General features: G+C 68.7%; 20 protein-coding genes and 1 rRNA gene. 9 read left to right on the top strand and 12 right to left on the bottom strand.

The window, feature by feature from the left end:
* Window positions 1-6 precede the first annotated feature (6 nt).
* Window positions 7-120 (top strand): 5S ribosomal RNA (rrf, locus tag ASJ79_RS26855).
* Between the two features lie 66 nt (window positions 121-186).
* Here rrf and ASJ79_RS26850 read toward each other — a convergent pair.
* From ASJ79_RS26850 to ASJ79_RS26840, 3 genes are all read right to left on the bottom strand, one after another.
* On the bottom strand, window positions 187-690 hold the full coding sequence (locus ASJ79_RS26850) for a methylated-DNA--[protein]-cysteine S-methyltransferase (protein ID WP_067961918.1): 504 nt from the start codon (window positions 688-690) through the stop codon (window positions 187-189).
* The gene (locus ASJ79_RS26845) at window positions 690-2,174 is read right to left on the bottom strand and encodes a DNA-3-methyladenine glycosylase 2 family protein (RefSeq protein WP_067961916.1); all 1,485 of its coding nucleotides are present in this window, start codon (window positions 2,172-2,174) and stop codon (window positions 690-692) included. The genes ASJ79_RS26850 and ASJ79_RS26845 overlap by 1 nt, the downstream gene beginning before the upstream one ends.
* A gap of 163 nt (window positions 2,175-2,337) precedes the next feature.
* A complete protein-coding gene (locus ASJ79_RS26840; RefSeq protein WP_067961923.1) occupies window positions 2,338-2,778 on the bottom strand; it encodes a nitroreductase/quinone reductase family protein in 441 nt (146 codons plus the stop codon).
* Between the two features lie 182 nt (window positions 2,779-2,960).
* Between ASJ79_RS26840 and ASJ79_RS26835 the strand changes: the two genes are divergently transcribed.
* Complete coding sequence (locus ASJ79_RS26835; RefSeq protein ID WP_067961914.1) at window positions 2,961-3,671, top strand: polysaccharide deacetylase family protein; 711 nt, start codon at window positions 2,961-2,963, stop codon at window positions 3,669-3,671.
* Here the strand turns inward: ASJ79_RS26835 and ASJ79_RS26830 are convergent.
* From ASJ79_RS26830 to ASJ79_RS26815, 4 genes are read right to left on the bottom strand one after another with little or no spacing between them, the layout of a single operon-like run.
* The gene (locus ASJ79_RS26830) at window positions 3,629-6,019 is read right to left on the bottom strand and encodes a CoA transferase (RefSeq protein ID WP_067961912.1); all 2,391 of its coding nucleotides are present in this window, start codon (window positions 6,017-6,019) and stop codon (window positions 3,629-3,631) included. The two genes, ASJ79_RS26835 and ASJ79_RS26830, sit on opposite strands and share 43 nt — an antisense overlap.
* A gap of 5 nt (window positions 6,020-6,024) precedes the next feature.
* Window positions 6,025-7,218 carry an acyl-CoA dehydrogenase family protein gene (locus ASJ79_RS26825; RefSeq protein ID WP_067961910.1) on the bottom strand — a complete coding sequence of 398 codons (1,194 nt, stop codon included), beginning with the start codon at window positions 7,216-7,218 and terminating at the stop codon, window positions 6,025-6,027.
* Window position 7,219: 1 nt separating this feature from the next.
* Entirely contained in the window at window positions 7,220-8,314 is a 1,095-nt protein-coding gene (locus ASJ79_RS26820) for an acyl-CoA dehydrogenase family protein (RefSeq protein WP_067961909.1), read from the bottom strand.
* Between the two features lie 45 nt (window positions 8,315-8,359).
* Entirely contained in the window at window positions 8,360-9,970 is a 1,611-nt protein-coding gene (locus ASJ79_RS26815) for an adenylate/guanylate cyclase domain-containing protein (protein ID WP_067961907.1), read from the bottom strand.
* Window positions 9,971-10,017: 47 nt separating this feature from the next.
* Between ASJ79_RS26815 and nucS the strand changes: the two genes are divergently transcribed.
* Together nucS and ASJ79_RS26805 are read left to right on the top strand one after the other, a co-directional pair.
* Complete coding sequence (gene nucS, locus ASJ79_RS26810; RefSeq protein WP_067961905.1) at window positions 10,018-10,689, top strand: endonuclease NucS; 672 nt, start codon at window positions 10,018-10,020, stop codon at window positions 10,687-10,689.
* A complete protein-coding gene (locus tag ASJ79_RS26805) occupies window positions 10,689-10,976 on the top strand; it encodes a hypothetical protein (protein ID WP_067961903.1) in 288 nt (95 codons plus the stop codon). The genes nucS and ASJ79_RS26805 overlap by 1 nt, the downstream gene beginning before the upstream one ends.
* On the opposite strand, the gene mce is transcribed toward ASJ79_RS26805, so the two are convergent.
* Complete coding sequence (mce, locus tag ASJ79_RS26800) at window positions 10,973-11,458, bottom strand: methylmalonyl-CoA epimerase (protein ID WP_067961901.1); 486 nt, start codon at window positions 11,456-11,458, stop codon at window positions 10,973-10,975. The genes ASJ79_RS26805 and mce overlap by 4 nt on opposite strands.
* Window positions 11,459-11,551: 93 nt before the next feature.
* On the opposite strand from mce, the gene ASJ79_RS26795 reads away from it, so the two are divergent.
* The 3 genes from ASJ79_RS26795 to cobA are packed head-to-tail and all read left to right on the top strand — an operon-like array spanning window position 11,552 to window position 14,431.
* Window positions 11,552-12,733 carry an acetyl-CoA C-acetyltransferase gene (locus ASJ79_RS26795; protein ID WP_067961921.1) on the top strand — a complete coding sequence of 394 codons (1,182 nt, stop codon included), beginning with the start codon at window positions 11,552-11,554 and terminating at the stop codon, window positions 12,731-12,733.
* Window position 12,734: 1 nt separating this feature from the next.
* The gene (locus ASJ79_RS26790) at window positions 12,735-13,310 is read left to right on the top strand and encodes a cob(I)yrinic acid a,c-diamide adenosyltransferase (protein WP_067961900.1); all 576 of its coding nucleotides are present in this window, start codon (window positions 12,735-12,737) and stop codon (window positions 13,308-13,310) included.
* A complete protein-coding gene (gene cobA / locus ASJ79_RS26785) occupies window positions 13,307-14,431 on the top strand; it encodes a uroporphyrinogen-III C-methyltransferase (RefSeq protein ID WP_231751062.1) in 1,125 nt (374 codons plus the stop codon). The genes ASJ79_RS26790 and cobA overlap by 4 nt, the downstream gene beginning before the upstream one ends.
* On the opposite strand, the gene ASJ79_RS26780 is transcribed toward cobA, so the two are convergent.
* The 4 genes from ASJ79_RS26780 to ASJ79_RS26765 are packed head-to-tail and all read right to left on the bottom strand — an operon-like array spanning window position 14,428 to window position 20,109.
* Window positions 14,428-15,609 (bottom strand): CaiB/BaiF CoA-transferase family protein, encoded by a 1,182-nt coding sequence (locus ASJ79_RS26780; protein ID WP_255374774.1) that lies wholly within the window; start codon window positions 15,607-15,609, stop codon window positions 14,428-14,430. The two genes, cobA and ASJ79_RS26780, sit on opposite strands and share 4 nt — an antisense overlap.
* A 10-nt stretch (window positions 15,610-15,619) precedes the next feature.
* On the bottom strand, window positions 15,620-17,791 hold the full coding sequence (locus ASJ79_RS26775) for an acetate--CoA ligase family protein (RefSeq protein ID WP_067961895.1): 2,172 nt from the start codon (window positions 17,789-17,791) through the stop codon (window positions 15,620-15,622).
* Between the two features lie 14 nt (window positions 17,792-17,805).
* Window positions 17,806-19,035, bottom strand: coding sequence for an acyl-CoA dehydrogenase family protein (locus tag ASJ79_RS26770; protein ID WP_067961893.1), 1,230 nt, complete (start codon window positions 19,033-19,035; stop codon window positions 17,806-17,808).
* A gap of 36 nt (window positions 19,036-19,071) precedes the next feature.
* On the bottom strand, window positions 19,072-20,109 hold the full coding sequence (locus ASJ79_RS26765; RefSeq protein ID WP_067961891.1) for a phosphotransferase family protein: 1,038 nt from the start codon (window positions 20,107-20,109) through the stop codon (window positions 19,072-19,074).
* A gap of 154 nt (window positions 20,110-20,263) precedes the next feature.
* Here ASJ79_RS26765 and ASJ79_RS26760 point away from each other — a divergent pair, with 154 nt between their 5' ends.
* Both ASJ79_RS26760 and ASJ79_RS26755 read left to right on the top strand, forming a co-directional pair.
* Window positions 20,264-21,841 carry an IclR family transcriptional regulator gene (locus tag ASJ79_RS26760; protein WP_067961889.1) on the top strand — a complete coding sequence of 526 codons (1,578 nt, stop codon included), beginning with the start codon at window positions 20,264-20,266 and terminating at the stop codon, window positions 21,839-21,841.
* Between the two features lie 42 nt (window positions 21,842-21,883).
* A partial coding sequence (locus ASJ79_RS26755; RefSeq protein WP_156448667.1) for an aldehyde dehydrogenase family protein occupies window positions 21,884-22,318 on the top strand: 435 nt, incomplete at its 3' end.

Here is a 22,318-nt window from a genome sequence, read left to right as displayed (position 1 = left end):
TAGAGTTACGGCGGTCCATAGCGGCAGGGAAACGCCCGGTCCCATCCCGAACCCGGAAGCTAAGCCTGCCAGCGCCGATGATACTACCCACCCGGGTGGAAAAGTAGGACACCGCCGAACACAAATTGAAGTCCTGTGGCCCCCAATTCGATTGGGGGCCACAGGCATTTGTTTAACCAGTCGACTTCAGTCGAACAGCGTCGCGACGGGCGACACGCGATTCTTCTCCAGTTCCAGGAGCGCCCGCTTCCGGTCCAGGCCGCCGCCGTATCCGGTGAGGCTGCCGTTGGCTCCGATCACCCGATGGCAGGGCACGACGATGCCGATCGGATTGTGTCCGTTGGCAAGCCCGACCGCGCGGAATGCGCCCGGTGAACCGATCTGCCTGGCGATCTCGCCGTAGGACCGGGTCTCTCCGTAGGGAATCGTCAACAGGGCGGCCCACACCCGGCGCTGGAACTCGCTGCCGACGAGATCAAGGTCCAGTTCGAACTCGGTACGGTCACCGGCGAAGTACGCCTCGAGCTGTTCGACCGCGTCGGGGAACGCCTCGTCATCGGGTTCCCAGCCGTCGCGCGACGGTTCGTAGGTCTGATCGACCATCCGCAGATGCCTCAGCCGGCCGTCCCTGCCCGCCAGGGTGAGCGGACCGACGGGGCTGTCCATCATGCGGAATTGCAGTGTTGCCATCACTTCTCCTTCGGTGGCCAGTCATTGACCGCATGGTCGAGAGCGGTCCAGAGGTACTGGGTGGCGTATGAGCGCCAGGGGCGCCAGCGGGCACTGTGTTCGGTGAGGGGGCGAGCATCGGAGGGCAGGCCCAGTTGCCTGGCGGCCAACCGTACTCCCAGGTCGGTGACCGGGAACGCGTCGGGGTCACCCAGCCCCCGCATCGCGATCACCTCCGCCGTCCAGGGGCCGATACCGGGAAGCGCCAGCAGCTGGTCGCGGGCCCGGTTCCAGTCGCAGCCCGCGTCGAGGGTGACATCGCCGTCTGCCAGGGCGCGGATCAACGCGATCAGCGACCGCTGCCGCGATCTCGGAAACGCGAGACGCGCCGGATCGATCCCGGAGAGATGCTCGACCGCCGGAAAGACATGCGTCAGACCGCCATTCGCGTCGGACACTGGTTCGCCGTACGTCGAGACGATCCGGCCGGCATGGGTTCGCGCCGCCTTGATCGACACCTGCTGGCCCAGCACGACCCGCACCGCGAGTTCCTGTTCGTCGACGGTCCGTGGGATCCGCTGCCCTGGCACCTTGGCCACGAGAACGCTCAAGTCCGGATCCGCGCCGAGCGCGTCGTCCACGGCCTCTGGATCGGCGTCGAGGTCGAGCAGGCGCCGGCAGCGGGCGATGGCGGTGGCCAGATCGCGAAAGTCGTCCAGCACGACCTGACACTGAACATTGTCGGGTTGCGGTGTGAGGCTGACGATCCCGGTGCCGTGCGGGAGTCGCATCGTGCGGCGGTACGCGCCGTCGCGGACCTCCTCGACTCCGGGCACGGCACTGGCGGCCAGATGGCCGAACATTCCCTCGTATGCGAAAGGCGTCCGAACCGGCAACCGGAGGGACAGGACGCCCGCGCCACCGTCGCCGCGGCTGAACCGCGCCTTGGCGCGTTGGCGCAGCACGGTCGGCGTCACGTCGCAGACCGCGCGCACGGTGTCGTTGAACTGACGGATGCTGGAGAACCCGGCGGCGAAAGCGACGTCGCTGAACGGTAATTCGGTGGTCTCGATGAGCACCCGAGCGGTCTGCGCTCGCTGGGCCCGGGCCAGCGCCAACGGGTTGGCGCCCACCTCGGCCTGCAGCAGCCGCTCCAGCTGCCGGGTCGTATAGCCGACCCGGGCGGCCAGGCCCGTGACGCCGTCGCGGTCGACGACGCCGTCGGCGATCAACCGCATGGTCCGGGCCACCACGTCGCCGCGGACGTTCCACTCGGGTGAGCCGGGCGACGCGTCGGGCCGGCACCGCTTACACGGTCGGAAGCCCGCCTTCTGCGCGGCCGCCGCCGTCGGGTAGAACCGCATGTTGCGGGCATACGGCGGCCGGACGGGGCAACTCGGCCGGCAATAGATCTTGGTGGTGAGCACGGCGGTGACGAACCAGCCGTCGAACCGGGCGTCCTTGGACTGGACGGCCCGGTAACAGCGGTCGAAATCGTCGTGCATGACTCATACGATTACACGTCGCCACCGACAAGACTGGCGGAAAACCGACATCGTCGTGGGAGGTCCGTCCCTCACGACGACAGGTGCTCGTGGCCGCTGTCATGTTCTCATCCGTCCTTCGGCGGGATAACGAGCACCCAGCCGCGGCCCGATACGTCTGTGTCTAGATTCTCCGGAGTTCGAAGACTGGAATCACCCGCTCCGGCTTTGGATAGGTGTCGATTCGGGGACAGAGTTCCACTACCTTCGCATACAAGTCGTCACGCTCCTGGCCTGTGATTTCCCGGGCTTCGACGTCATACGACTCCGGGCCGATCTCAACATGCGCAGCGGCGTTTGCACGAAGGTTGTGCACCCACGCCGGATTCTGTGGGGCGCCCCCTCTGGTGCCCACGATCAGGATGCGGCCGTCAACAGTGAAGTATTCCAAGGGAGTTTGACGTCGCTGACCAGACTTGGCACCCGTCGTTGTCAACAGGACGACCTGAGAGTCTGCGAACGGACCGCCGACCCGTCCGCGATTGGACCGAAACTCGTCAACGACCGCCGCATTGAAGGCCTGCAGAATCTGCGGATCTGCCTGCGCTTCAGCGTGGGTCGGGATTCGCGGAACCTTCGATTCGTTCTGGCCGACACGCTCAACCGGATCATCGATACTCACAGCAGCGGCAACGAAGCGACAACGGGGTTCATTCCAGTTGCGGGAGCAAGTTGGGAACATGAGAAACCGCCGCCCGTGCCGGGCGTCAGGGACCCACGCGTGCGCACCTGCCATGATGGGCGGTGATGGTCAGGCGGTGGGTGGTGTGGGTCGCGATCGTCATGGCGATTCTTGTGTTCGCGGGAGCCGGCGGGGTCTACCAGCTCATGAACGCGCGGACGTTCCAGTTGGCGGGACGCCTGGTCGACCGCGTCGCGACCGAGGACAGGGTCGTCGCACTCACCTTCGACGACGGTCCGACCGATCGAACCCCGGAAGTGCTGGCCATGCTCTCCGCTGCCGGTGTACGCGCCACGTTCTACCTCAACGGGCGAGACCTGCAGCGGTATCCGCAGCACGGCCGCGCGATCGCGGCCGCCGGGCACGAACTCGGTAACCACACCTACTCGCACCGGCGCATGGTGCTGGTGTCACCGGCGACGGTCGCCGATGAGGTCGAGCGCACCGATGCCGAGATCAGGGCTACGGGGTATTCGGAACCCATCACGTTCCGGCCGCCCTACGGCAAGAAGCTGTGGACGCTGCCGCACTACCTCGCCGAGCACGACCGGACCACGGTGATGTGGGACGTCGAACCGGACTCGGCCGATACGGCAGATGCGAACGCGATGGTGACCGCGGCTGTCGATGCGGTGCGGCCGGGATCGATTGTGCTGCTGCACGTGATGGCCGAGAGCCGCGGCGCGTCGCGCGCTGCGGTCCCCGGCCTCATCGCTGAGTTGCGTGGGCGCGGCTATGAATTCGTCACCGTCTCCGAGTTGTTGCAGCGGAACTGAGCGGCACCGGCGGTCTCGACGTCCGGAGTTTCCAGCACTCCGCGCTCATGCAGATCCGCGATCTGCGCCGAATCCAGCCCGAGAAGCTCTGCGGCGATCTCGACGGTCTGCTCGCCCAACAACGGCGCCTGCCCCATCGGTGGGTCGGCCACGTGCTCGCAGTGGATCTGCACGTTCTCCATCACGAACGGCGCCGACCCGTACGGATGCAGCTCCTCCCGGAACGCCCGGCGCTGCTCGTAGTAACCCCAGCCGGGCAGCTCCCCGGCGTGCAGCACGGCGCCGGCGGGCACGCCCGCGGCCTGCAACAGTTCCATCGCCTCCGTTCCGGAGCGTTGCGCCGTCCACGATCGAAGCGCGTCGTCGAGTGACTGCCCGTCCTGCCCGGTGAAGCCGATGGCTTCGGCCAGCGCGCGCCGGTCGGTGTCGTCACGCACGGTGACGGCCACCCACCGGTCTTCACCCCGAGCCGGGAACAGACCCCACGGGGCGCCGGGCCGCGGCTCGTCGGCGCGCTGATGCCCGCTCCGCTGCACCGCATCCGCGGCGATGTCGGCCGCCAGATGGCTGAGCATGACCTCGGCTTGCGAGATGCTCGCCGCCCCACCGGTTCCGGTGTGTTCCCTGCGCAACAGCAGGGCCACCGCGGTCAGCGTGCCGATCCGGGCCGCGACGTGATCGGGGTAGACGGTCACGGTGTCGCAGAAGGTCTCTGGCTCGCCCGGGTACACCCACAGGTTGGTGAAGCCCACCGCGGCCCGCACCAGCGGCCCGTAGCCGAGCCGCTTTGCCCACGGGCCGGTCGGGCCGAACGCCGAGCTGTCGACCACCACGATGCCGGGGTTGATCCGCCGCAGCGTCGCGTAGTCCATGCCCAGCGCGTCGGCCACGCCCGGCTTGAAGTTGCTCAGAACGACATCGCTCTGCGCCACCAGGCGGTGCGCGAGTGCCCTGCCCTCGGCAGATCTCAGGTCGATGCCGATCGACCGCTTGTTGCGATGCCCCGCCGCGTACGGCTGCGTCATCGATGTCAGCCGGCCGACCCGCAGGCCGTCCGGATGCGCCGAGTGCTCGATCTTGACGACCTCGGCGCCGAGATCGCCGAACAGCCGTCCGGTGTCCGCACCGACCACGATGACACCGAGGTCCAGGACGCGGACGCCCTCCAGCGGCAGCCCCCCGCCCGGCCGTTCCCGTCCGGCCAGGGCCGGCGCCGTGCTGACGCGCTCGGCCACGGTTGCCCGGGTGTCCAACGCGCTCGCCCGGTGCCCGTCGATCTCGCTGACTCCCGCCGGGACCGGTGCCGTCACGCCGGGGGCGAGTTCCACGTCGCGGAAGAAGCCGCGTGCGGTGAAGTGGTCGGCGTTCAGCGCCTCCGACAGCGTCAGCACCGCCGCGGTGGGCACGCCGTGGGCCTGACCCTGCGCCTCCAAATCGGCGCGGGTCTTGTCGGCGCAGAACCGCTCGATCGCCTCGAGCAGGTGCGGTGACCGGAAGCGCTTGCCGAGCTTGTCGTAGGACGGATCCGAGAACTCCTCCGGGCTGCCCATCAACGTGAACATGCCCTGCCACTGCCGTTTCGACATGATGCAGATGCGGACGTGACCGTCCTTGCACGGGATGATCGGGTAGCGCTGGCGTTCGGCGTTCCAATCCCGTTGTTGAGCGCTCAACGGCACACCGGCCGACCCGCTGCCGGCTGATCCGAATGGCGGGTCGAGGGTCTGCATCGCGCCGTCGAGGATGGAGAAGTCGATCAGATCGCCTTCGCCGGTGCGCAACCGGTCCAGGTACAGGCTGAGCGTCCACACCGCGGCCTGCGCGGCCGCCACCTGGTAGGGCAGATCCGCCGGCGGGATCAACGGTTCCCGGCCGGGGATGCCCGAGCGGGACAGCTGGCTGGTCAGTGCGTGCAGGACCGGCCCGGTGGCCTGCCAATTCCGGTAGTCGTTGTCGCGCCCGAAGTCGCTGAGCGACAGGATCACCAATGCCGGGTGCCGAGCCCTGATGTCGCGCGCCGACAAGATCGTCTCGGCGGGGGAGCCGGGACGGGTGCTCTCGATGAGGATGTCGGCATCGGCCAGCAGTGCGGTGAACTGCTCGCGCCCGGCCGCCGTGGCGGGGTCGATGTCGACGGTGGTCATGCCGTGCCGGTTGATCGCGGTCTGCACTGCCACCGAACCGACGTACGGGCCGACCTGTTCGTCGCCGGTGACGCCGCGCAGGCGCAGCACGGTGACGTCGGCACCCAGGTCTGCGAACAGACGCCCGACGGCCGTCATCGGGCCCGAGGAGGCGTCCAGGATCCGGACCCCGGCCAGCGGCGGATCGTAGGTGGCAGCGGACATGGCGCTCAGCTCCGCCGCGCCTGGCGGAACGGGATGTCGCGGTCGGCCTCCGGCTCCTTCGGCAGCCCGAGCACGCGTTCACCGATGATGTTGCGCTGGATCTGGTCGGTACCACCGCCGATGGACGTGAAGAACGCGTTCAGCGTCAGGAAGTTGACGTCGTCGGCGACCGGGTTCTCCGGTCCGGACAGCAGCGCCTGGGCACCGATGATCTGGGTCTTCATCGCGGCCTCGGTGTGCAGGATCCGTGACATCGCCAGCTTGCCCAGCGACATGATCGAACTCGACGTTCCCTGTGTGGTCGCGGCTTTCGCCCGCGCGTTGTTGATCCGGTTGAGTTCCCGCATCGCGATCACCGAGGCCAGCTGGTGGCGCACCGCCGGATCGTCGAGCACGCCGTTCTCCCTGGCCAGTTCGATCAGGGTGTCCGCCTTACGGTTTCGTGATCCGCGGTTGGTGTCACCCATGATCGAACGTTCGTAAGCCAGCGCGGTCTGCAGTGCGCGCCACCCGTTGCCCTCGCCGCCGAGCAGGTAGTCGTCCGGAGCCGTCGCATCGCTGATGAAGACCTCGTTGAAGTGGGACTCGCCGGTGATCTGCACCAGTGGCCGCACCTCGATGCCGTCCTGCTTCATCGGCAGGATGAACAGGCTCAGGCCCTTGTGCTTGGGCACATCCCAGTCGGTCCGGGCCAGCAGCAGGGCGTAGTCGGCGGTCTTCGCACCCGAGGTCCACACCTTCTGGCCGTTGACGATCCACTGATCACCCTGCCGTGTCGCGGTGGTCCGCACGCTCGCCAAGTCCGAGCCCGCGCCGGGCTCGCTGTAGAGCAGGCAGGTGCGGGACCGCTCGACCAGGAAGGCGCGCAGCAGATCCCTGCGCAGCGTCTCGGTGCCGAGCTTCAGCGTGGTGTTCGCCGGGATGTTGTACTTGTCCTGACGCGATCCCGGCGCCTTGACCGCCGCGAACTCCTGCCCGATGACGTCGGCCAGTTGATTCGGATAGCCGCGGCCGAACCACTCGGTCGGATAGGTCGGCACCGCGTAGCCTGCGTCGAGCACCTTCTCCAGCCAGGCGATCCGCTCGGGCGATGACGCCCACGGGTCGGTGCTCTTCGGTAGCGCAGTCCAGTTGAGGCGCAACCACTCCCGGACCTCGTCCCGTAGTTCGTCCGGACCGGGCAGCGTAGGCGTCGTCATATCAGGCACCTTTCGAGACGAGGTAGCGCTCGCGATAAAGCCGGGGGCCGCCGAACAGCTGCATTCCGGTGCGCGCCCGGCGCAGGAACAGGTGGGCCGGATGCTCCCACGTGAAGCCGATACCGCCGTGCATCTGGATGGCCTGCATCGCGATGGTCTGGTACGCCTCGGCGCACGCGAACCCGGCCAATGCGATCGCGCCGTCGGAGTTCTCGCTTCCGGACGCCTTCTCCTCCGCGGCATGCTGAGCGGCCGAGGTGGCCGACTCGACCTCGAGCAGCAGATCGGCGGCCATGTGCTTGAGCGCCTGGAAGCTGCCGATCTGTCTGCCGAACTGGATCCGGGTCTTGAGGTACTCGACGGTCATGTCGAAGATCCGGCGGGAACCGCCGACCTGTTCACCGGCCGAGGCGATGACGGCGTAGTCGAGGGCCTCCTTCACGGCCCCCCAGCCGGCGGTGCCGAGCCGGTGGGCGGGCGTGCCTGCGAAGGTGAATGTGGACAGTCGCACGGTCGGGTCGAACACCGATGCCGCACAACGCTGGAACCCGTCGGCGCCGACAGCCACCTCGAACACCCCGACGTCGTCGCCGGTGCGGGCCGCCACCAACACCACGTCGGCGACCTGCCCCCACGTCACGTAGTGCGCAGTGCCGGTGAGGGTGCCGTCGGTGCCCACCCGGACGTCGACCCCGTCGGGGGTCCACGAACCGGACGGGCCGGTCAGCGCGACGGTTCCGATCGCGCTGCCATCGGCGAGTGACGGCAGCAGCCGCTGCCTGTCCTCGGCCGCGCCCGCCGCGTCGATCAGCGCGACGGTCAGCACGGCACTGGAGATGAACGGCGCGGGAAGCAGAGCGGCCCCGGTCTCCTCGGCGACGGTTTCCAGCTCGAGGGCGCCGAAACCCAGGCCGCCGAGGTCGGGTTCGACGAGCATGCCCAGCACGCCCTGGTCGGCCAGCCGCCCCCACAGCTCGCGATCGAACCCCTCGTCGGAGTCCATCACCCGCCGCACGTCGTCTTCAGTGCACTTGTCCGCCAACAATTCACCCACCGCAGTGCGCAACTCCGCGCGCTCGGCCGCACTGATCGCCACCGTCAACCGCCTCTCCTGGCTTGCATCACCGTGCCGTCCCGTCGCTCACAGCTCGCCGGCCGGCGTGGCCAACCGCGTCGGCTGGTCGTGGCCCCGCAGCGTCACCGTCTCACCGAGCACCCAGTGCACACGTTCGGACTCGTCGGCGCCGGTGACCGCGTCGGCCGAGGCCACCAGCAGCTGTGTCTCGTTCTTGGCGAGCTCACACAGCCTCGCGGCCTCGTTGACGGGCTCGCCGATGACCGTGTACTCGAAGCGTTCCTTGGCCCCGACGTTGCCGGCCACCACCTGACCGGCGGCCACGCCGATTCCCGCCGGGCACTCCGGAATCTCGTCGCGCAGCCGCCGCGCCATGGCGCGCGCCGCGGCCAGCGCTTCGGTCTCGGCGTTGTCCAGCGAGACGGGCGCGCCGAACACGGCCAGAACCGCGTCGCCCTCGAACTTGTTCACCAGGCCGTGGTGATCGTCGACCTCGTCGACGATCACGTCGAAGAACCGGTTGAGCAGTTCCACGACCTCGGCGGCGGGCCTGCTCGTGACGAGCTGGGTGGAACCGATGATGTCGACGAAGATGACGGCCGCGTGGCGTTCCTCGCCGCCCAGCTCGATCTGCTGCTTCTCGGCGGCCAGCGCGACTTCGCGACCGACGTGGCGACCGAACAGATCTCGCACCCGTTCGCGTTCGCGCAGGCCGTGCACCATCGAGTTGAACCCGCGTTGCAGCTCACCGAGTTCGGTGCCGTCGAACACCACCAGATTGCAGTCCAGGTCGCCGTCCTCGACCTTCTGGAGCGCGGCGCGCACGACACGGACCGGGGTGGCGATGAGCCAGGACAGCAGCCACATCAGGGTCAACCCGAAGATCAGAGCGATGACGGCGATGATCATCACGGCGACGGCGAACTGGGTCGCGCTGAGGTTCTGCAGCGACAGCGCGAACACAGCCAGCAAGAGGATGCCCAGCACGGGCACACCGGAACTGAGAAGCCACACGGTCATGGTCCGGCCCATGACACCGTCCGCCAGCCGGCGGGGCGGACGCCCTGCCTCCAGCGCCTGGGCGGCGATCGGGCGCAGCGCGAACTCGGTGATCATGTAGCACGCGGTCGCGACGACGATGCCCGGGAAGCCGACCGCGAACAGGAACCGCGGAATGAAGGCGGTGTCCTGCAGCCCGAACAGCAAGGTCAGCAGCGCGGTCCCGACGCCCCAGAGGAGCAGCAGCTTCTGCGCCACGCGCGCCGGAGCGCGGAACACGTTCTGCTGATCGGTCCGGGTGGGGCTGCGCTCCTCGATCGCCCAGCGCAGCGAGCCGACGGTCCGCGTGGTGATCCACGCGGTGCCCATGACCAGCGCGACCATCATGTATGCCGGCGCGACACCGAAGGTCAGCCAGGCCGGGGCGTCGGAGAAGACGCTGGGCACCGGAATGGCGATGGTGTTGAGCAGCAGCGACACCCCGATACCGAGGATGTTGGTGAACAAGATGAAGAACGTCAGGATGACCTGGATGCGGATGCGCCGGCGGCCCTGGCTCTCTTCGGGCCTGCCCAGCAGCCAGGAGCCGTAGTCCGGCGTCCCCAGCCGCCCGCTTTGCCGGGTCACCCTCTCCAGCACACGGCCCAGCCGACGCGGCACGCTCTTGGTGGCGTTCATTGTCACGTCAGCCTAGTGACCCGGGGTCGGGCATCTATGGTGGTTCGGTGCGCCTCGTCATCGCCCAGTGCACCGTGGACTACGTCGGACGACTCACTGCTCATCTGCCTTCGGCCCGCCGGCTGTTGCTGTTCAAGGCAGACGGATCGGTCAGTGTGCATGCCGACGACCGTGCCTACAAGCCCCTGAACTGGATGTCGCCGCCGTGCTGGATCGTCGAACAGCCCGACGGCGACGCACCGGTCTGGGTGGTCGAGAACAAGGCCGGCGAACAGCTGCGCATCACCGTGGAATCGATCGAGCACGATTCCAGCCACGAGCTGGGCGTGGATCCCGGTCTGGTCAAGGACGGCGTCGAGGCGCATCTGCAGGCGCTGCTGGCCGAGCACGTCGAACTTCTCGGTGCCGGATACACGTTGGTGCGCCGCGAGTACATGACGCCCATCGGGCCGGTGGATCTGCTCTGCCGCGACGAACAGGGCCGCTCGGTCGCGGTGGAGATCAAGCGCCGGGGTGAGATCGACGGCGTCGAACAACTCACCCGCTACCTCGAACTGCTCAACAGGGACTCGCTGCTGGCGCCGGTCGCCGGCGTGTTCGCCGCGCAGCAGATCAAGCCGCAAGCCCGCACGCTCGCCACCGATCGCGGGATCCGTTGCGTCACCTTGGATTACGACAAGATGCGGGGCATGGACAGCGACGAGTTCCGGCTGTTCTGATGAAGAAGCGGCGCGCCCCGCGCAAACGTCCGCCCGCGCGTGACCCGTTGCCGGCGCCGCGGCGCGTCGAGGCGGGTCCCGACGGTTACGACTACGAGGTGCGCCAGGTCGCGGCGGCGCGCGCGACGAAGGTCTATCGGTGCCCGGGCTGCGACCACGAGATCAGGCCCACCACCGCGCACGTGGTGGTGTGGCCCGCCGACAGCGCGGGAGACGACCGGCGGCACTGGCACACCTCGTGCTGGGCCCACCGGCAGACGCGCGGTCCGACCCGCCGGTGGTCTTAGTGAGAGCTCTCGCCTGAGTCCGCGGCGGGTTCGACGAGCTCGATCAGCACGCCGCCGCCGTCCTTGGGATGGACGAAGTTGATCCGCGAGTTCGCGGTGCCGCGCCGGGGCGCGTCGTAGATCAGCCGCACACCCTGCTCGCGGAGCCGGTCGCTCAGCGCATCGATGTCGCTGACCCGGTAGGCGAACTGCTGCAGGCCGGGCCCGCGCTTGTCGAGGAACTTCGCGATCGTCGAGCTGTCGTCGATCGGGGCCATCAGCTGGATCTGCGTGCTGCCGATCGGCGCGCCGCGCACCGACAGCATGGCCTCGCGGATGCCCTGCTCCTCGTTGACCTCTTCGTGGAGCACGATCATGCCGAGATGGTCGTGGTACCACTTGATCGCGGCGTCCAGATCGGGGACGGCGATGCCGACGTGGTCGATCCCGGTCACCAGCGCGGTGGCCAGTGCCGGACGGGCGTCAGTCTGCTCGGCGGTCATAACGCAAAGGTAACCTAACAAGATCGGTTTCGAATAGCTCGGGGACCCCGTATAGCCTCTTTGGAGCCGTCCGAAACAAGTCTGGAGGTCGTCATGACGACGTCAGTGATCGTTGCTGGAGCCCGTACGCCGGTGGGGAAGCTCTCCGGTTCACTCAAGGACTTCTCGGGCAGCGACCTGGGGGCGATCGCGATCAAGGGTGCGCTGGAGAAGGCTGGTGTGGCGGCTTCGGCGGTGGAGTACGTGATCATGGGTCAGGTGCTCACCGCGGGGGCCGGGCAGATGCCTGCGCGGCAGGCTGCGGTGGCCGCCGGTATTCCGTGGGACGTGCCCGCGCTGACGATCAACAAGATGTGTTTGTCGGGTATCGACGCGATCGCGTTGGCCGATCAGTTGATCCGCGCCGGGGAGTTCGACGTGGTGGTCGCCGGCGGGCAGGAGTCGATGACCCAGGCGCCGCATCTGCTGATGAACAGCCGCGCGGGCTACAAGTACGGCGATGTCACCGTGCTCGACCATCTGGCCTATGACGGCCTGCACGACGTGTTCACCGATCAGCCGATGGGCGCGTTGACCGAGCAACGCAACGACGTCGACCGGTTCACCCGGGCCGAGCAGGACGAGTACGCGGCGACCTCGCATCGTCGGGCGGCGGCGGCATGGAAGGACGGGGTGTTCGCCGACGAGGTGGTGCCGGTGCAGATCCCGCAGCGCAAGGGTGACCCGATCGAGTTCGCCGAGGACGAGGGCATCCGGGCGAACACCACCGCCGAGTCTCTGGCCGGGTTGAAGCCGGCGTTCCGCAAGGACGGCACCATCACCGCCGGCTCGGCGTCGCAGATCTCCGACGGGGCGTGTGCGGTCGTGGTGATGAACAAGGCCAAGGCCGAGGAGATGGGGCTCGAGTGGTTGTGTGAGATCGGCGCGCACGGTGTGGTCGCCGGCCCCGACTCCACCCTGCAGTCCCAGCCGGCGAACGCGACGAAGAAAGCGCTGGCGAAGGAGTCGATCACGGTCGACGACCTGGACGTTGTCGAGTTCAACGAGGCGTTCGCCGCGGTCGCGCTGGCGTCCACCAGGGAGCTGGGCATCGACCCCGCCAAGGTCAACGTCAACGGTGGCGCGATCGCGGTCGGGCATCCGATCGGGATGTCGGGTGCGCGGATCACCCTGCACGTCGCGCTGGAGCTGGCCCGGCGCGGATCCGGTTACGCGGTGGCCGCGCTGTGCGGAGCCGGCGGCCAGGGCGACGCCCTGATCCTGCGGAGGCCCTGACATGGTCAACCTCACCCGGATCTACACCCGTACCGGCGACGGCGGCACCACCCGCCTCGGCGACCTCAGCGAGACGTCCAAACTGGATCCCCGCCTGGAGGCCTACGCCACCGTCGACGAGACCAACGCCCACATCGGTGTGGCGCTGAGCGTCGCCGACCTCGAGGACGCGGTGGTCACGGTCCTGCTGCACATCCAGAACGACCTGTTCGACGTGGGCGCCGACCTGAGCACCCCGATCGTGCCGGACCCGAAGCATCCCCCGCTGCGGGTGACCCAGTCTTACGTCGACCGCCTGGAGAAATGGTGCGACGACTTCAACGACGAACTCGAGCCGCTGCGTTCGTTCATCCTCAACGGCGGCTCGCCGGCGGCTGCCTACCTGCACGTCGCGCGCACGGTCGCGCGCCGCGCGGAGCGGGAGGCCTGGCGGGCCTATGAGCAGTACGCGGACTCGATGAACAAGCTGACGATCACCTATCTGAACCGGCTGTCCGACCTGCTGTTCATCCTGGCCCGCCACAGCAACCGCGAGCACGGGGACGTGCTGTGGGTGCCGGGCGGTGCGCGCCTGTGAGCCCACAAGCCGGTTACGCCGCGCGGGTCGACATGGCCGGGCGGGCGGCGGTGGTGTTCGGCGGTGGCGGCGCGGCGGCGCGGCACGTGGCCTCCCTGCTTCACGCCGACGCCGCCGTGACGGTGGTGCACGACGCCGCCGAGGCCACGATCGAGGATCTGGCCGATCGGGGTCTGATCGCCTGGCGCCGACGCGATTTCACCGACAGCGACCTCGACGACATGTGGCTGGCCGTCGCGGCCACCGAACGGGCCGAGACGGATCGCAGGATCGCCCGTGCCTGCGAGGACCGGCGCCTGTGGTGCATCCGGGAGCCGGGCGGGGAACCCCGGGGCTCCGATCGGGGACGCGTCACGCTGGTCGGCGGCGGCCCGGGGGACCCCGGTCTGTTGACCGTCGCCGGGCTGGAGGCGCTGCGTGCCGCCGATGTGGTCGTCACCGATCGGCTGGCACCGGTGTCGGTGCTCGCCGAACTCGGGCCCGCGGTGTCGGTCATCGACGTCGGCAAGATCCCGTTCGGGAAGGCCACTCCCCAGCACCAGATCAACGACATCCTGATCGAGCAGGCCCGCGCGGGCAGGTCCGTGGTCCGGCTCAAGGGCGGCGACAGCTTCCTGTTCGGCCGCGGTGGTGAGGAACTGATCGCCTGTGCCGCCGCCGGGATTCCGGTGTCGGTCATCCCGGGGGTGACCTCAGCGCTCGCGGTGCCGGCGTGCGCGGGGATCCCGGTGACCCACCGCGGGATCACCCAGGGCGTCACCGTGGTGTCGGGCCATGTGCCGCCGGACGATCCGGCCTCGACGGTGGACTACGCCGCCCTGGCCCGGGCCGGCACCACGCTGGTGTTCCTGATGGCGGTCACCACGCTGCCGGCGATCACCGCGCGCCTGATCGGCCACGGGCTCTCACCCGACACGCCCGCGGCCACCGTCGCGGACGGCACGCTGGCGCAGCAGCGGGTGGTGCGGGGTACCGTCGCCACCATCGCCGACGCCGTGCACGCCGCGGGGATCAAGCCGCCCGCCATCACGGTGATCGGCGACGTCGCCGCATTCGATCCCGGCGCCATGGCCGCGAATGTGACACCGCCGCGCGAACTCTGGGCAGCCGCCCTCCGCTAGCGCCCCGGTCCCTCCTCGGGCGGCTCCGCGATTCCGACCTCGGCCAACACGGCGGCGGTGTCCGCGCCCAGCGTCGGTGAGAACCCACGCACCCTGCCCGGCGTACGCGAAAAGCCCGTCGGCACACCGGGGAAGCGCACCGGGCCGTAGGGAGTCGGGACCGACTGGAAGAATCCGACCGCGGCCAGATGCGGATCGTCGAACAAGTCGTCGGTGGTGCGCACAGACGACGCCGGAATCCCGAGCCGCTCGAACAGCGCGAGCCATTCGTCGGTCGTACGCGTGCGTAACGTCTGCGCCAGCAGCCCGTACACGACGTCGATGTCCTCGGCACGGCCTGCCATCGTCGCGTATCGGTCGGTCGCCCACGCCGGCTGCACCGTGTCGACGAAGGCCCTCCACTGTTTGTCGTTGTAGATCAGCACCGCGACATGGCCGTCCAGCGTCGGGAACGGCTTTCGATTGGGCGCCACCGTCCGTGGGTACACCGCACGGCCCAGGGCCGGGTCGAACATCGCTCCGTTGGCGTGTTCGACCAGCATGAAGGACGCCATCGTCTCGAACATCGGCACCTCGACCTCCTGCCCCTCACCAGTGCGTTCGCGGTGGAACAGCGCCATCATGGTGGCGTAGAGGGCCGTCAGCCCGCAGATCTTGTCGGCCATGATCGATCCGACGTAACCGGCTGCGCCCGTGAGTTTTTCCTGTACGTCGGCCAGCCCGCACTCGGCCTGGATGGTGTCGTCGTAGGCGGGGCGGTCCCGGTACGGGCCCTGCCGTCCGTAGCCGTAGCAGTTCGTGTACACGATCGCGGGATTCAGAGTGGCGACGGCCGGATAGTCGAAGCCGAGCCTTGCGACGGCTTGTGCGCGCATCGAGTGGATGAAGACGTCGGCGTGTCTGACGAGCGCCCGCAGAGCCTCGCGTCCGCCGGCCGACTGTAGGTCGAGCACCACGCTGCGTTTCCCCCGGTTCACGTTCGTGAACACGCCGCTCATTCCCGGTTCCGGCCCTACCGAGATGTAGCGGGCGTTGTCACCGCTGGGCGGCTCGACCTTGACGACATCGGCACCCATGTCGGCCATGATCTGCGTGCAGTACGGCCCCATCACCACCGAGGTCAGATCGATCACCCGGACACCGGTGAGCGGACCGGACGTGCCGACGCTGGAAGCCACAGCCCGGATCTTAGGCTCCCGGCGACTCGACGTGCTCACCCAGGCGGACGACGAGGTCGACAGCGGTGGCTCCGTCGTGGTGCACGATCAATGGGTTGATCTCGAGCTCGTCAAGCCGCTCTCCCAGCTGTGCGGCGGCATGGGACAGCGACGAGATGACCTGGGCCGCAGCGGCGGTATCGACGCCGGCCTGCCGGCGGTAGCCCTGCAGAAGTGGCGCTCCGCGCAATCCCCGCAGCAGCTCGGCGGCTTGTTCGGGCGACACCGGCGCCAGCGCCGACCGGGTGTCGGAGTACAACTCGGCGTAGATGCCGCCCATCCCCACGGTGAGCACGGGTGGGTAACCGTTCTTCGCGCCGTCGACACCGACCAGCAGTTCCACTCCGCCGGGTGCGCGTTGTTGCACGAGCACGCCTTCGATCGTCGCGTCGGGCCTGCGTTCCCGCGCGGCGTCGACGATGCTCGTGAAAGTCGTTGCGGCATCGGCCGGATCGTCGAGCATCCGGACACCCGCAACCTCTGTCTTGTGAGTGATGTCCGCGGATTGGATCTTCAGCACCACAGGCGCACCGATCTCGTGCGCCACGCGTGCCGCCTCGTCCGCGCTGGTGGTCATCGACGATGCCGGACGGCCGATATCCAGGATGTCCAGCAGGGCAGTGCCTCTGGCCTCGCTGAGCACCGGGCCGTCTGCTGCCAGTGCCTCCACCGCCGCGTCGAGTCCCTCCCGCAGCACGACAGGCGAGGTGGAGACGGAGGAGCTCAGCCTGGCCAGCAGGCTGTGATGTACCCGTGCCAGCGCCGCCGCCTTGCTGTGGATCGAGGAGTGCACCGGCACCCGGTGCTCGCGCAGAATGCCGACCGCCTCGGTGATCTGGCCGGCATCGGCCAGCCAGACGACACCGAAGGGGATCGGTGCCAGCTCGGCCACCGCCACCACTTGCCGGGCGATGTCGGCGGCGCGTTTGCCGGTGACGTTGGTCAGCACGAGGATCAGGGCATTGGTGTCGGGGTCGGCCAGCACGATGTCACACACCTCGGCAAGGGCGCCGCCGGGCTGCGCGAACAGTTGGGCGGTCACGTCCACCGGGTTGGACGTCGAGCCGAACGCGGGAATGTGGTCACGTAGCGCGAGCTGGGTCGCGGGGTCGAGTTCGCTCAGTCCGAGGCCGACCGCTTCGAGTTGGTCGGCGGCGAGTCCCCCGGCCCCGCCCGAACTCGTGACCACAGCCGCCCGACCGCCCGTCATCCGCTTGCCGGGCACCAGTTCGACGACGGTATCCAGCATGTCGTCGAGGTCACGCACGTTGATGACCCCGTGGCGTGCCGACTCCAGCTCGAACCCGGTGTCGGGTCCGATCATCGCGCCGGTGTGGGATTCGGCGGCGCGCCGGCCCGCGGCGGATCTGCCGGACCGCAGGACGACGATGTCCTTCCCGAGTTCGGCTGCGCGCGTGGTGAGGTCCTGCCACGCGGTTCCGTCCGGCAGCGCCTCCAGATACGTCGCGACGATCCGCACGGTCTCCTCTTCGAGCAGCCCGGCGGCCATCTCGACGACGTCGAGGTCAGCTTGGTTGCCGGTGCTCGCCCATGCGGTGATGCCGACGCCGCGCTGACGGGCCATGCCGAGGAACGATCCGCCCAGGGCGCCGCTCTGGCCGACGTAGGCGACCCCCGACGGTTGACCGAGGCTGGTCTCGGCGGCCTCGCTGAAGGTGGCTACCAGATTGCCCGGCCGGTAGATGACTCCCTGACAGTTCGGGCCGAGCAGCCGCATCTCGTGCTGTCGCGCCGAGGCGACCATGTCGTCCTGCAGCGCCCGGCCGGTCGGGCCGAGCTCGGCGAATCCCGACGAGAACACCACGGCCGTGCCCACCCCGACCTGGGCGCACTCTCGTATCGCCTCGCTCGCCGCGTTGGCGGGGACGAGGACCAGCGCGAGGTCCGGTTCTTCCGGGAGGTCGAGCACCGAAGGGTGGCAGGGGAGGCCGTCCAGCTCGGTGTAGCGCGGATTGATCTGGTAGATCGTCCCGGTGAATCCGAAGCGCCGCAGGTTGGCCATCGCCTGGCTGGGCAGGCTGCCCGCGCGCTGGGACGCGCCGATGACCGCGATCGAGCGCGGGCGCAACAGCCTGCTCGCCCAGGAGGTGTCCGAGATGGGCAGGGGGGACGAAATCGACATGGCCGCCTTCCGTGTCAGTGCTTGGCAGGTGCGGGCTCGGCGTAGCGGCGCAGCTCATCGCGCGCCACGGCGCGGATGTGCACCTCGTCAGGCCCGTCGACGATGCGCAATGTGCGTGCGCGGCTCCAGATCTCGGCGAGCGGGAAGTCGTCGGTGACCCCAGCGGCGCCGTGAACCTGAATGGCGCGGTCCAGCACGGCGCAGGCCACTCGGGGCGTGAGCACCTTGATCTTCGAGATCTCGATGCGCGACTTCTTGACGCCCTGGCGGTCGATCATGGCGGCGGTCCGCAGTACCAGCGCACGCGCCTGGTCGATCTCCATCCGCGACTCGGCGATATGGGCTCGGATGGTGCCCTGGTCGGCAAGGGGACCGCCGAAAGCGGTGCGGGACAGCGCCCTACGGCACATCGCCTCCAGCGCACGTTCGGCCATGCCGATCGCGCGCATGCAGTGGTGCACCCGGCCCGGTCCCAGTCGCGACTGGGCGACGACGAATCCTTCGCCCTCGGCGCCGAGGAGATTGGTCACCGGGACCCGGACGTCGTCGTAGACGATCTCGCAATGTCCCTGCTGCTCCCGGAAGCCGTACACCGGCAGCACCCGCTTGATGTGCACCCCGGGCGTGTCGACGGGCACCAGCACCATGGAGTGCCTGCGGTGTTCAGCGGCATCGGGATTCGATTTGGCCAGCACGATCAGGATTTTGCAGCGGGGATCGGCCGCTCCGGTGGTGAACCACTTGTGGCCGTTGATCACGTACTCGTCGCCCTCGCGCCGCATGGTGGTGGAGATGTTCAACGCATCGCTGGAGGCGACAGCGGGCTCGGTCATCGAGAAACCGGACCGGATCGACCCGTCGAGCAACGGCTCGAGCCAATCCTGACGTTGTCGGGGAGTGGCCCAGCGCTCGAGCATCTCCATGTTGCCGCTGTCGGGGGACATGCAGTTCATGGCGGCGGGCGCGATGAACGGGGATTTACCCGTCTCCTCGGCGAGCAGGGCGTAGTCGACGTTGGTCAGCTCCGAGGCGCCCGTGGTGCGGAACAAGTTCCACATCCCGCGTTCGCGGGCCGCCCCGATCAGGTCGTGAAGGATCTGGGGGACGTCGTGGGGCCGGCCCTGGGCTGCCAGCTCCTCGCGCTGTGCCCGGTAGACCGGCTCGGCGGGGTAGACCCGGTCGTTCATGAAGGCCCGGACCTCGTCGAGGAGGTTCTTGGCGGCGGGTGAGATGGAGAAGTCCACGGATGCTCCGTTCGATAGGCGTCGCGTTGCGGTGGTTCAGAGCCGGTCGCCGGCCAACAGTGCCGCCGCGCGGTCGAGCTGCCAGTCGATCTGCTGGTCGAGCGCGTCGAGGTCCATCACCTTGTCGGCCATGGCGCCCGCGACGAAGCGGGCCCGGGTGGTGGTGTTGATGCATGACAACCGCCAGAAGGCGAAAGCCGTGTAGTACGGCAGGGTTCCGACGTCGATTCCGGTGCGCTGCGCATACACCTCGGCGACGTCGCGGCGCCGAGGGAAGCCGCCGGCGGTCGAAGCCGGCGGCACGATCCAGCGACCGGGGTCACCGGGTTCGGCCCACCACGCCAGCAACCAACCCAGGTCGGCCATCGGGTCGCCGACGGCGGCGAGCTCCCAGTCCAAGATGGCCGTGACGTCTCCGCCGGCAGTGCAGATGAGGTTCTCCAGCTTGTAATCACCGTGAAGGAGAACCGGTTTCGACTCGGCGGGCTCGTCGGACTCCAGGATGGCCGCCACCTGGTGGACCCTTGCGGGGACGTCGAGCCCGTCGAGCTGACGGCGCCACACTTTGAGCTGGCGCTGCACGAAAGTCCGTGGCCGGCGCATGTCGCCGAGGCCGACGTGATCGAGGTCGAGAGCGTGCAGCTCGGCCAGTTTGTCGGGAACCGATTGACCCAGAGACTGTTTGGCATCGGAAGTCAGCTTCTCGGCGTTCTCGCGACTGACCACGTAGCCGTCTTCGAAGCTCATGATCAGGAAGGGTGCACCGATCACCGCGGGCTCGTGGCACTCGGCGACGAGGGCCGGGACGTCGATGTTGCCGTGTAGCGCCGACAGCAGGCGCGCCTCGCGAGAGATGTCGTGTGCGCCGCCGCGGCCCAGCGGGGGCCGGCGCAGCACGAACCGGCCGCCGGTGTCGTCGACGAGCAGGTAGGTGAGGTTCGACCGGCCCGCCGCGATGGTCTTCACGCTCACCGGGCCCGACACCGCCGGGACGTGGCCGGCCAGCCACTCGCTCAGGGCGACCGGATCGACACCGATCAGGTGGGCGGCATCGGACGTTGCCGAGTGCGTCATCACATGCTCCGTTCGCTATTCCGGGACGGCGTCCCGATATGGATCATGCAGTGAGGCGCAGCGGGTTGTCAACGGCGGATGGCAAAGTAGCGGTCATGTTCTGGTTTGTCGCGACGCGTTACAGCGCAGCCGACTTCGCGCGAGTGCCACGCTCATGACTCGTGACACCAACGGCGGCCGCGGCATCGCCAAGCGCACCGTCGCCGTCCTCGACGCGGTGATCCATCAGGCCGACGCCGGCGTCGGCGTGCGCGAGATGGCGGGACAACTGGACCTCAGCCGCAGCGCCACGCACCGCATCCTGCAGACGCTCAACGAGTTGCGGATGGTCCGCCTGCGGGCCGACAACCGCTACGGCCCCGGCCCCCGGATCCTGGCGTGGGCGCATTTCCTGATCGAACGAGACCCCTTGCTGCAGAAGGCGCGACCGATACTCGAGCAGCTGGCGGCCGATACCGCCGAGACGGCGCTTCTGCTGACCTACACCGAGCCCCACCATTACGGTCTCGTCGTCGACAAGATCGAGTCGCACCTGCCCGTGCGCTACACCGTCCGCACCGGCACACGATCGCCTCTTCACGCGGGTTCGGCGGGCAAGGCGATCCTCACGCACCTGGCCCCGGACCTCGTCGAATCCCTCGACAGGGAGGGGCTCACCGCCCACACCATCACCGATCCGAACCGTCTCGCCGACGAGCTGGCGCTGACGCGCGAACGCGGCTACGCCACCAGCTCAGGGGAACGCTTCGCCGAGGCCGCCGGTGCGTCGGCCGCGTTCTTCCGCGGCGGCAAGGTCGCCGGGGCGTTCAACGTGACGGTCCCGATGTATCGGCTGGGGGAGGGACAGCTGGGCGTGCTCGGCGCGAAGGTCGCCGGCGCGGCAGCGGACCTGACCGAGGCGTTGTCGAGCGGCGATCCGGTGACCGCGGTGGAGGCTTCGGCACGGCCCGCGGAGGACTTCCTCAGCCGGTTGCGTCAACGGCCGAGTGCCTCCAAGCCGACCGAGGGACGCGACGCGGTATGGGCCTGCATCGCGCTGGATCTGCTGGCCCAGCACCCGTCCGGTGGTGTCACGCCCGACGTGATCACCGATCGTGCGGGATGCAGCAGGTCGACCGCCGTCCGGATCCTCAACGAGCTCCTGGTCGCGGACGTCGCACACGAGGACGGGCACGGCCGGTTCCGGGCGGGCGAGACGATGTTGGTGTGGTCGGCGCTGCTGCGGCACGGAGCCGACGCGATTCGGGTCGCGGCGCTCGACGTCCTCAGCGGACTGGTCGCCGAGGTCGGCGAGAGCGCGTGCCTGGTGGTCTACCGGCCCGAGCAGCACTGCGTGGTGTTCGAAGCCGCCGAAACCACCGACGAGCCGATTCAGTACATCATCCCGATCCCGTCGCACGCGCCGCTGCACGCCGGCGCCGCGGGCAAGGCAGTGCTCGCCCATGCCGACGAGCCCGGGCTCGTTCTCGACGCTGTCACCGAGGCGACCATCACCGACCCGGCGGAGCTCGGCGCCGATCTGGCCGAGATCCGAAGGCGCGGCTACGCCGTCAGCGTCGGCGAGCGGATCGCCGAGGCCGCAGGCGTCGCAGCTCCCTTCTTCGTCGACGGCACGATCGCCGGCGCCATCACGATCACCATCCCCCGGCATCGGTTCGACGCCGACCGCGCGGCCGTCCTCGGTGCGCGGGTGCGAGCGGCGACCGAGGACCTCACCCGGCTTCTGTCGTGATTCGGCTATAACGGGACGCCGTCCCGTATAAGGTGGGGAGTCGTGTCCACGACCGGAAAGGACGTGCCGATGACCGCCACACTGCCCATCGACTACCTGACTCTCGCCGAAAGCACAGCCGTCACCGAGGCGAACAGGATCGGAGGCACCGCGTGCCCCCACGACGCGGCGTACTGCGCGGCGACCGACCCCGCCACCGGACGTCTGATCGCCCGATATCCCGATTCCGGCCCGGCGCAGGTCGACGCGGGGGTCTCCGCGGCGGCGGCCGCAGCACCGGCATGGGGCCGCAGCACACCCGATCAGCGCCGAGCTGTGCTGCAGGGCTGGACCGAGCGCATCACCGCGCACCGAACGATGCTGGCCGCCATCGCGACTGCCGAGATGGGCAAGCCACTGACCGAGAGCCTGGCCGAGATCGATCGCACCGTCGCCGAAATCGAGTTCACCATGGGCGAACCGCACCGGCTCTTCGGG

The sequence above is a fragment of the Mycobacterium sp. NAZ190054 genome (assembly GCF_001545925.1).
Lineage (GTDB): Bacteria > Actinomycetota > Actinomycetes > Mycobacteriales > Mycobacteriaceae > Mycobacterium.
The sequence above is the reverse complement of the archived record's forward strand: the minus strand, read 5'-3'. Positions and strand labels throughout refer to the sequence as shown.

Excerpts from the sequence above, each read along its gene's own strand:
- ASJ79_RS26825 (WP_067961910.1), bottom strand. The coding sequence starts at position 7,218 with ATGACGACGCCTACGCTGCCCGGTCCGGACGAACTACGGGACGAGGTC.
- ASJ79_RS26845 (WP_067961916.1), bottom strand. The coding sequence starts at position 2,174 with ATGCACGACGATTTCGACCGCTGTTACCGGGCCGTCCAGTCCAAGGAC.
- ASJ79_RS26830 (WP_067961912.1), bottom strand. The coding sequence starts at position 6,019 with ATGTCCGCTGCCACCTACGATCCGCCGCTGGCCGGGGTCCGGATCCTG.
- ASJ79_RS26835 (WP_067961914.1), top strand. The coding sequence starts at position 2,961 with ATGGTCAGGCGGTGGGTGGTGTGGGTCGCGATCGTCATGGCGATTCTT.
- mce (WP_067961901.1), bottom strand. The coding sequence starts at position 11,458 with ATGACCGCCGAGCAGACTGACGCCCGTCCGGCACTGGCCACCGCGCTG.
- ASJ79_RS26805 (WP_067961903.1), top strand. The coding sequence starts at position 10,689 with ATGAAGAAGCGGCGCGCCCCGCGCAAACGTCCGCCCGCGCGTGACCCG.
- ASJ79_RS26815 (WP_067961907.1), bottom strand. The coding sequence starts at position 9,970 with ATGAACGCCACCAAGAGCGTGCCGCGTCGGCTGGGCCGTGTGCTGGAG.
- ASJ79_RS26765 (WP_067961891.1), bottom strand. The coding sequence starts at position 20,109 with ATGACGCACTCGGCAACGTCCGATGCCGCCCACCTGATCGGTGTCGAT.
- ASJ79_RS26760 (WP_067961889.1), top strand. The coding sequence starts at position 20,264 with ATGACTCGTGACACCAACGGCGGCCGCGGCATCGCCAAGCGCACCGTC.
- ASJ79_RS26790 (WP_067961900.1), top strand. The coding sequence starts at position 12,735 with ATGGTCAACCTCACCCGGATCTACACCCGTACCGGCGACGGCGGCACC.
- ASJ79_RS26795 (WP_067961921.1), top strand. The coding sequence starts at position 11,552 with ATGACGACGTCAGTGATCGTTGCTGGAGCCCGTACGCCGGTGGGGAAG.
- ASJ79_RS26775 (WP_067961895.1), bottom strand. The coding sequence starts at position 17,791 with ATGTCGATTTCGTCCCCCCTGCCCATCTCGGACACCTCCTGGGCGAGC.
- ASJ79_RS26850 (WP_067961918.1), bottom strand. The coding sequence starts at position 690 with ATGGCAACACTGCAATTCCGCATGATGGACAGCCCCGTCGGTCCGCTC.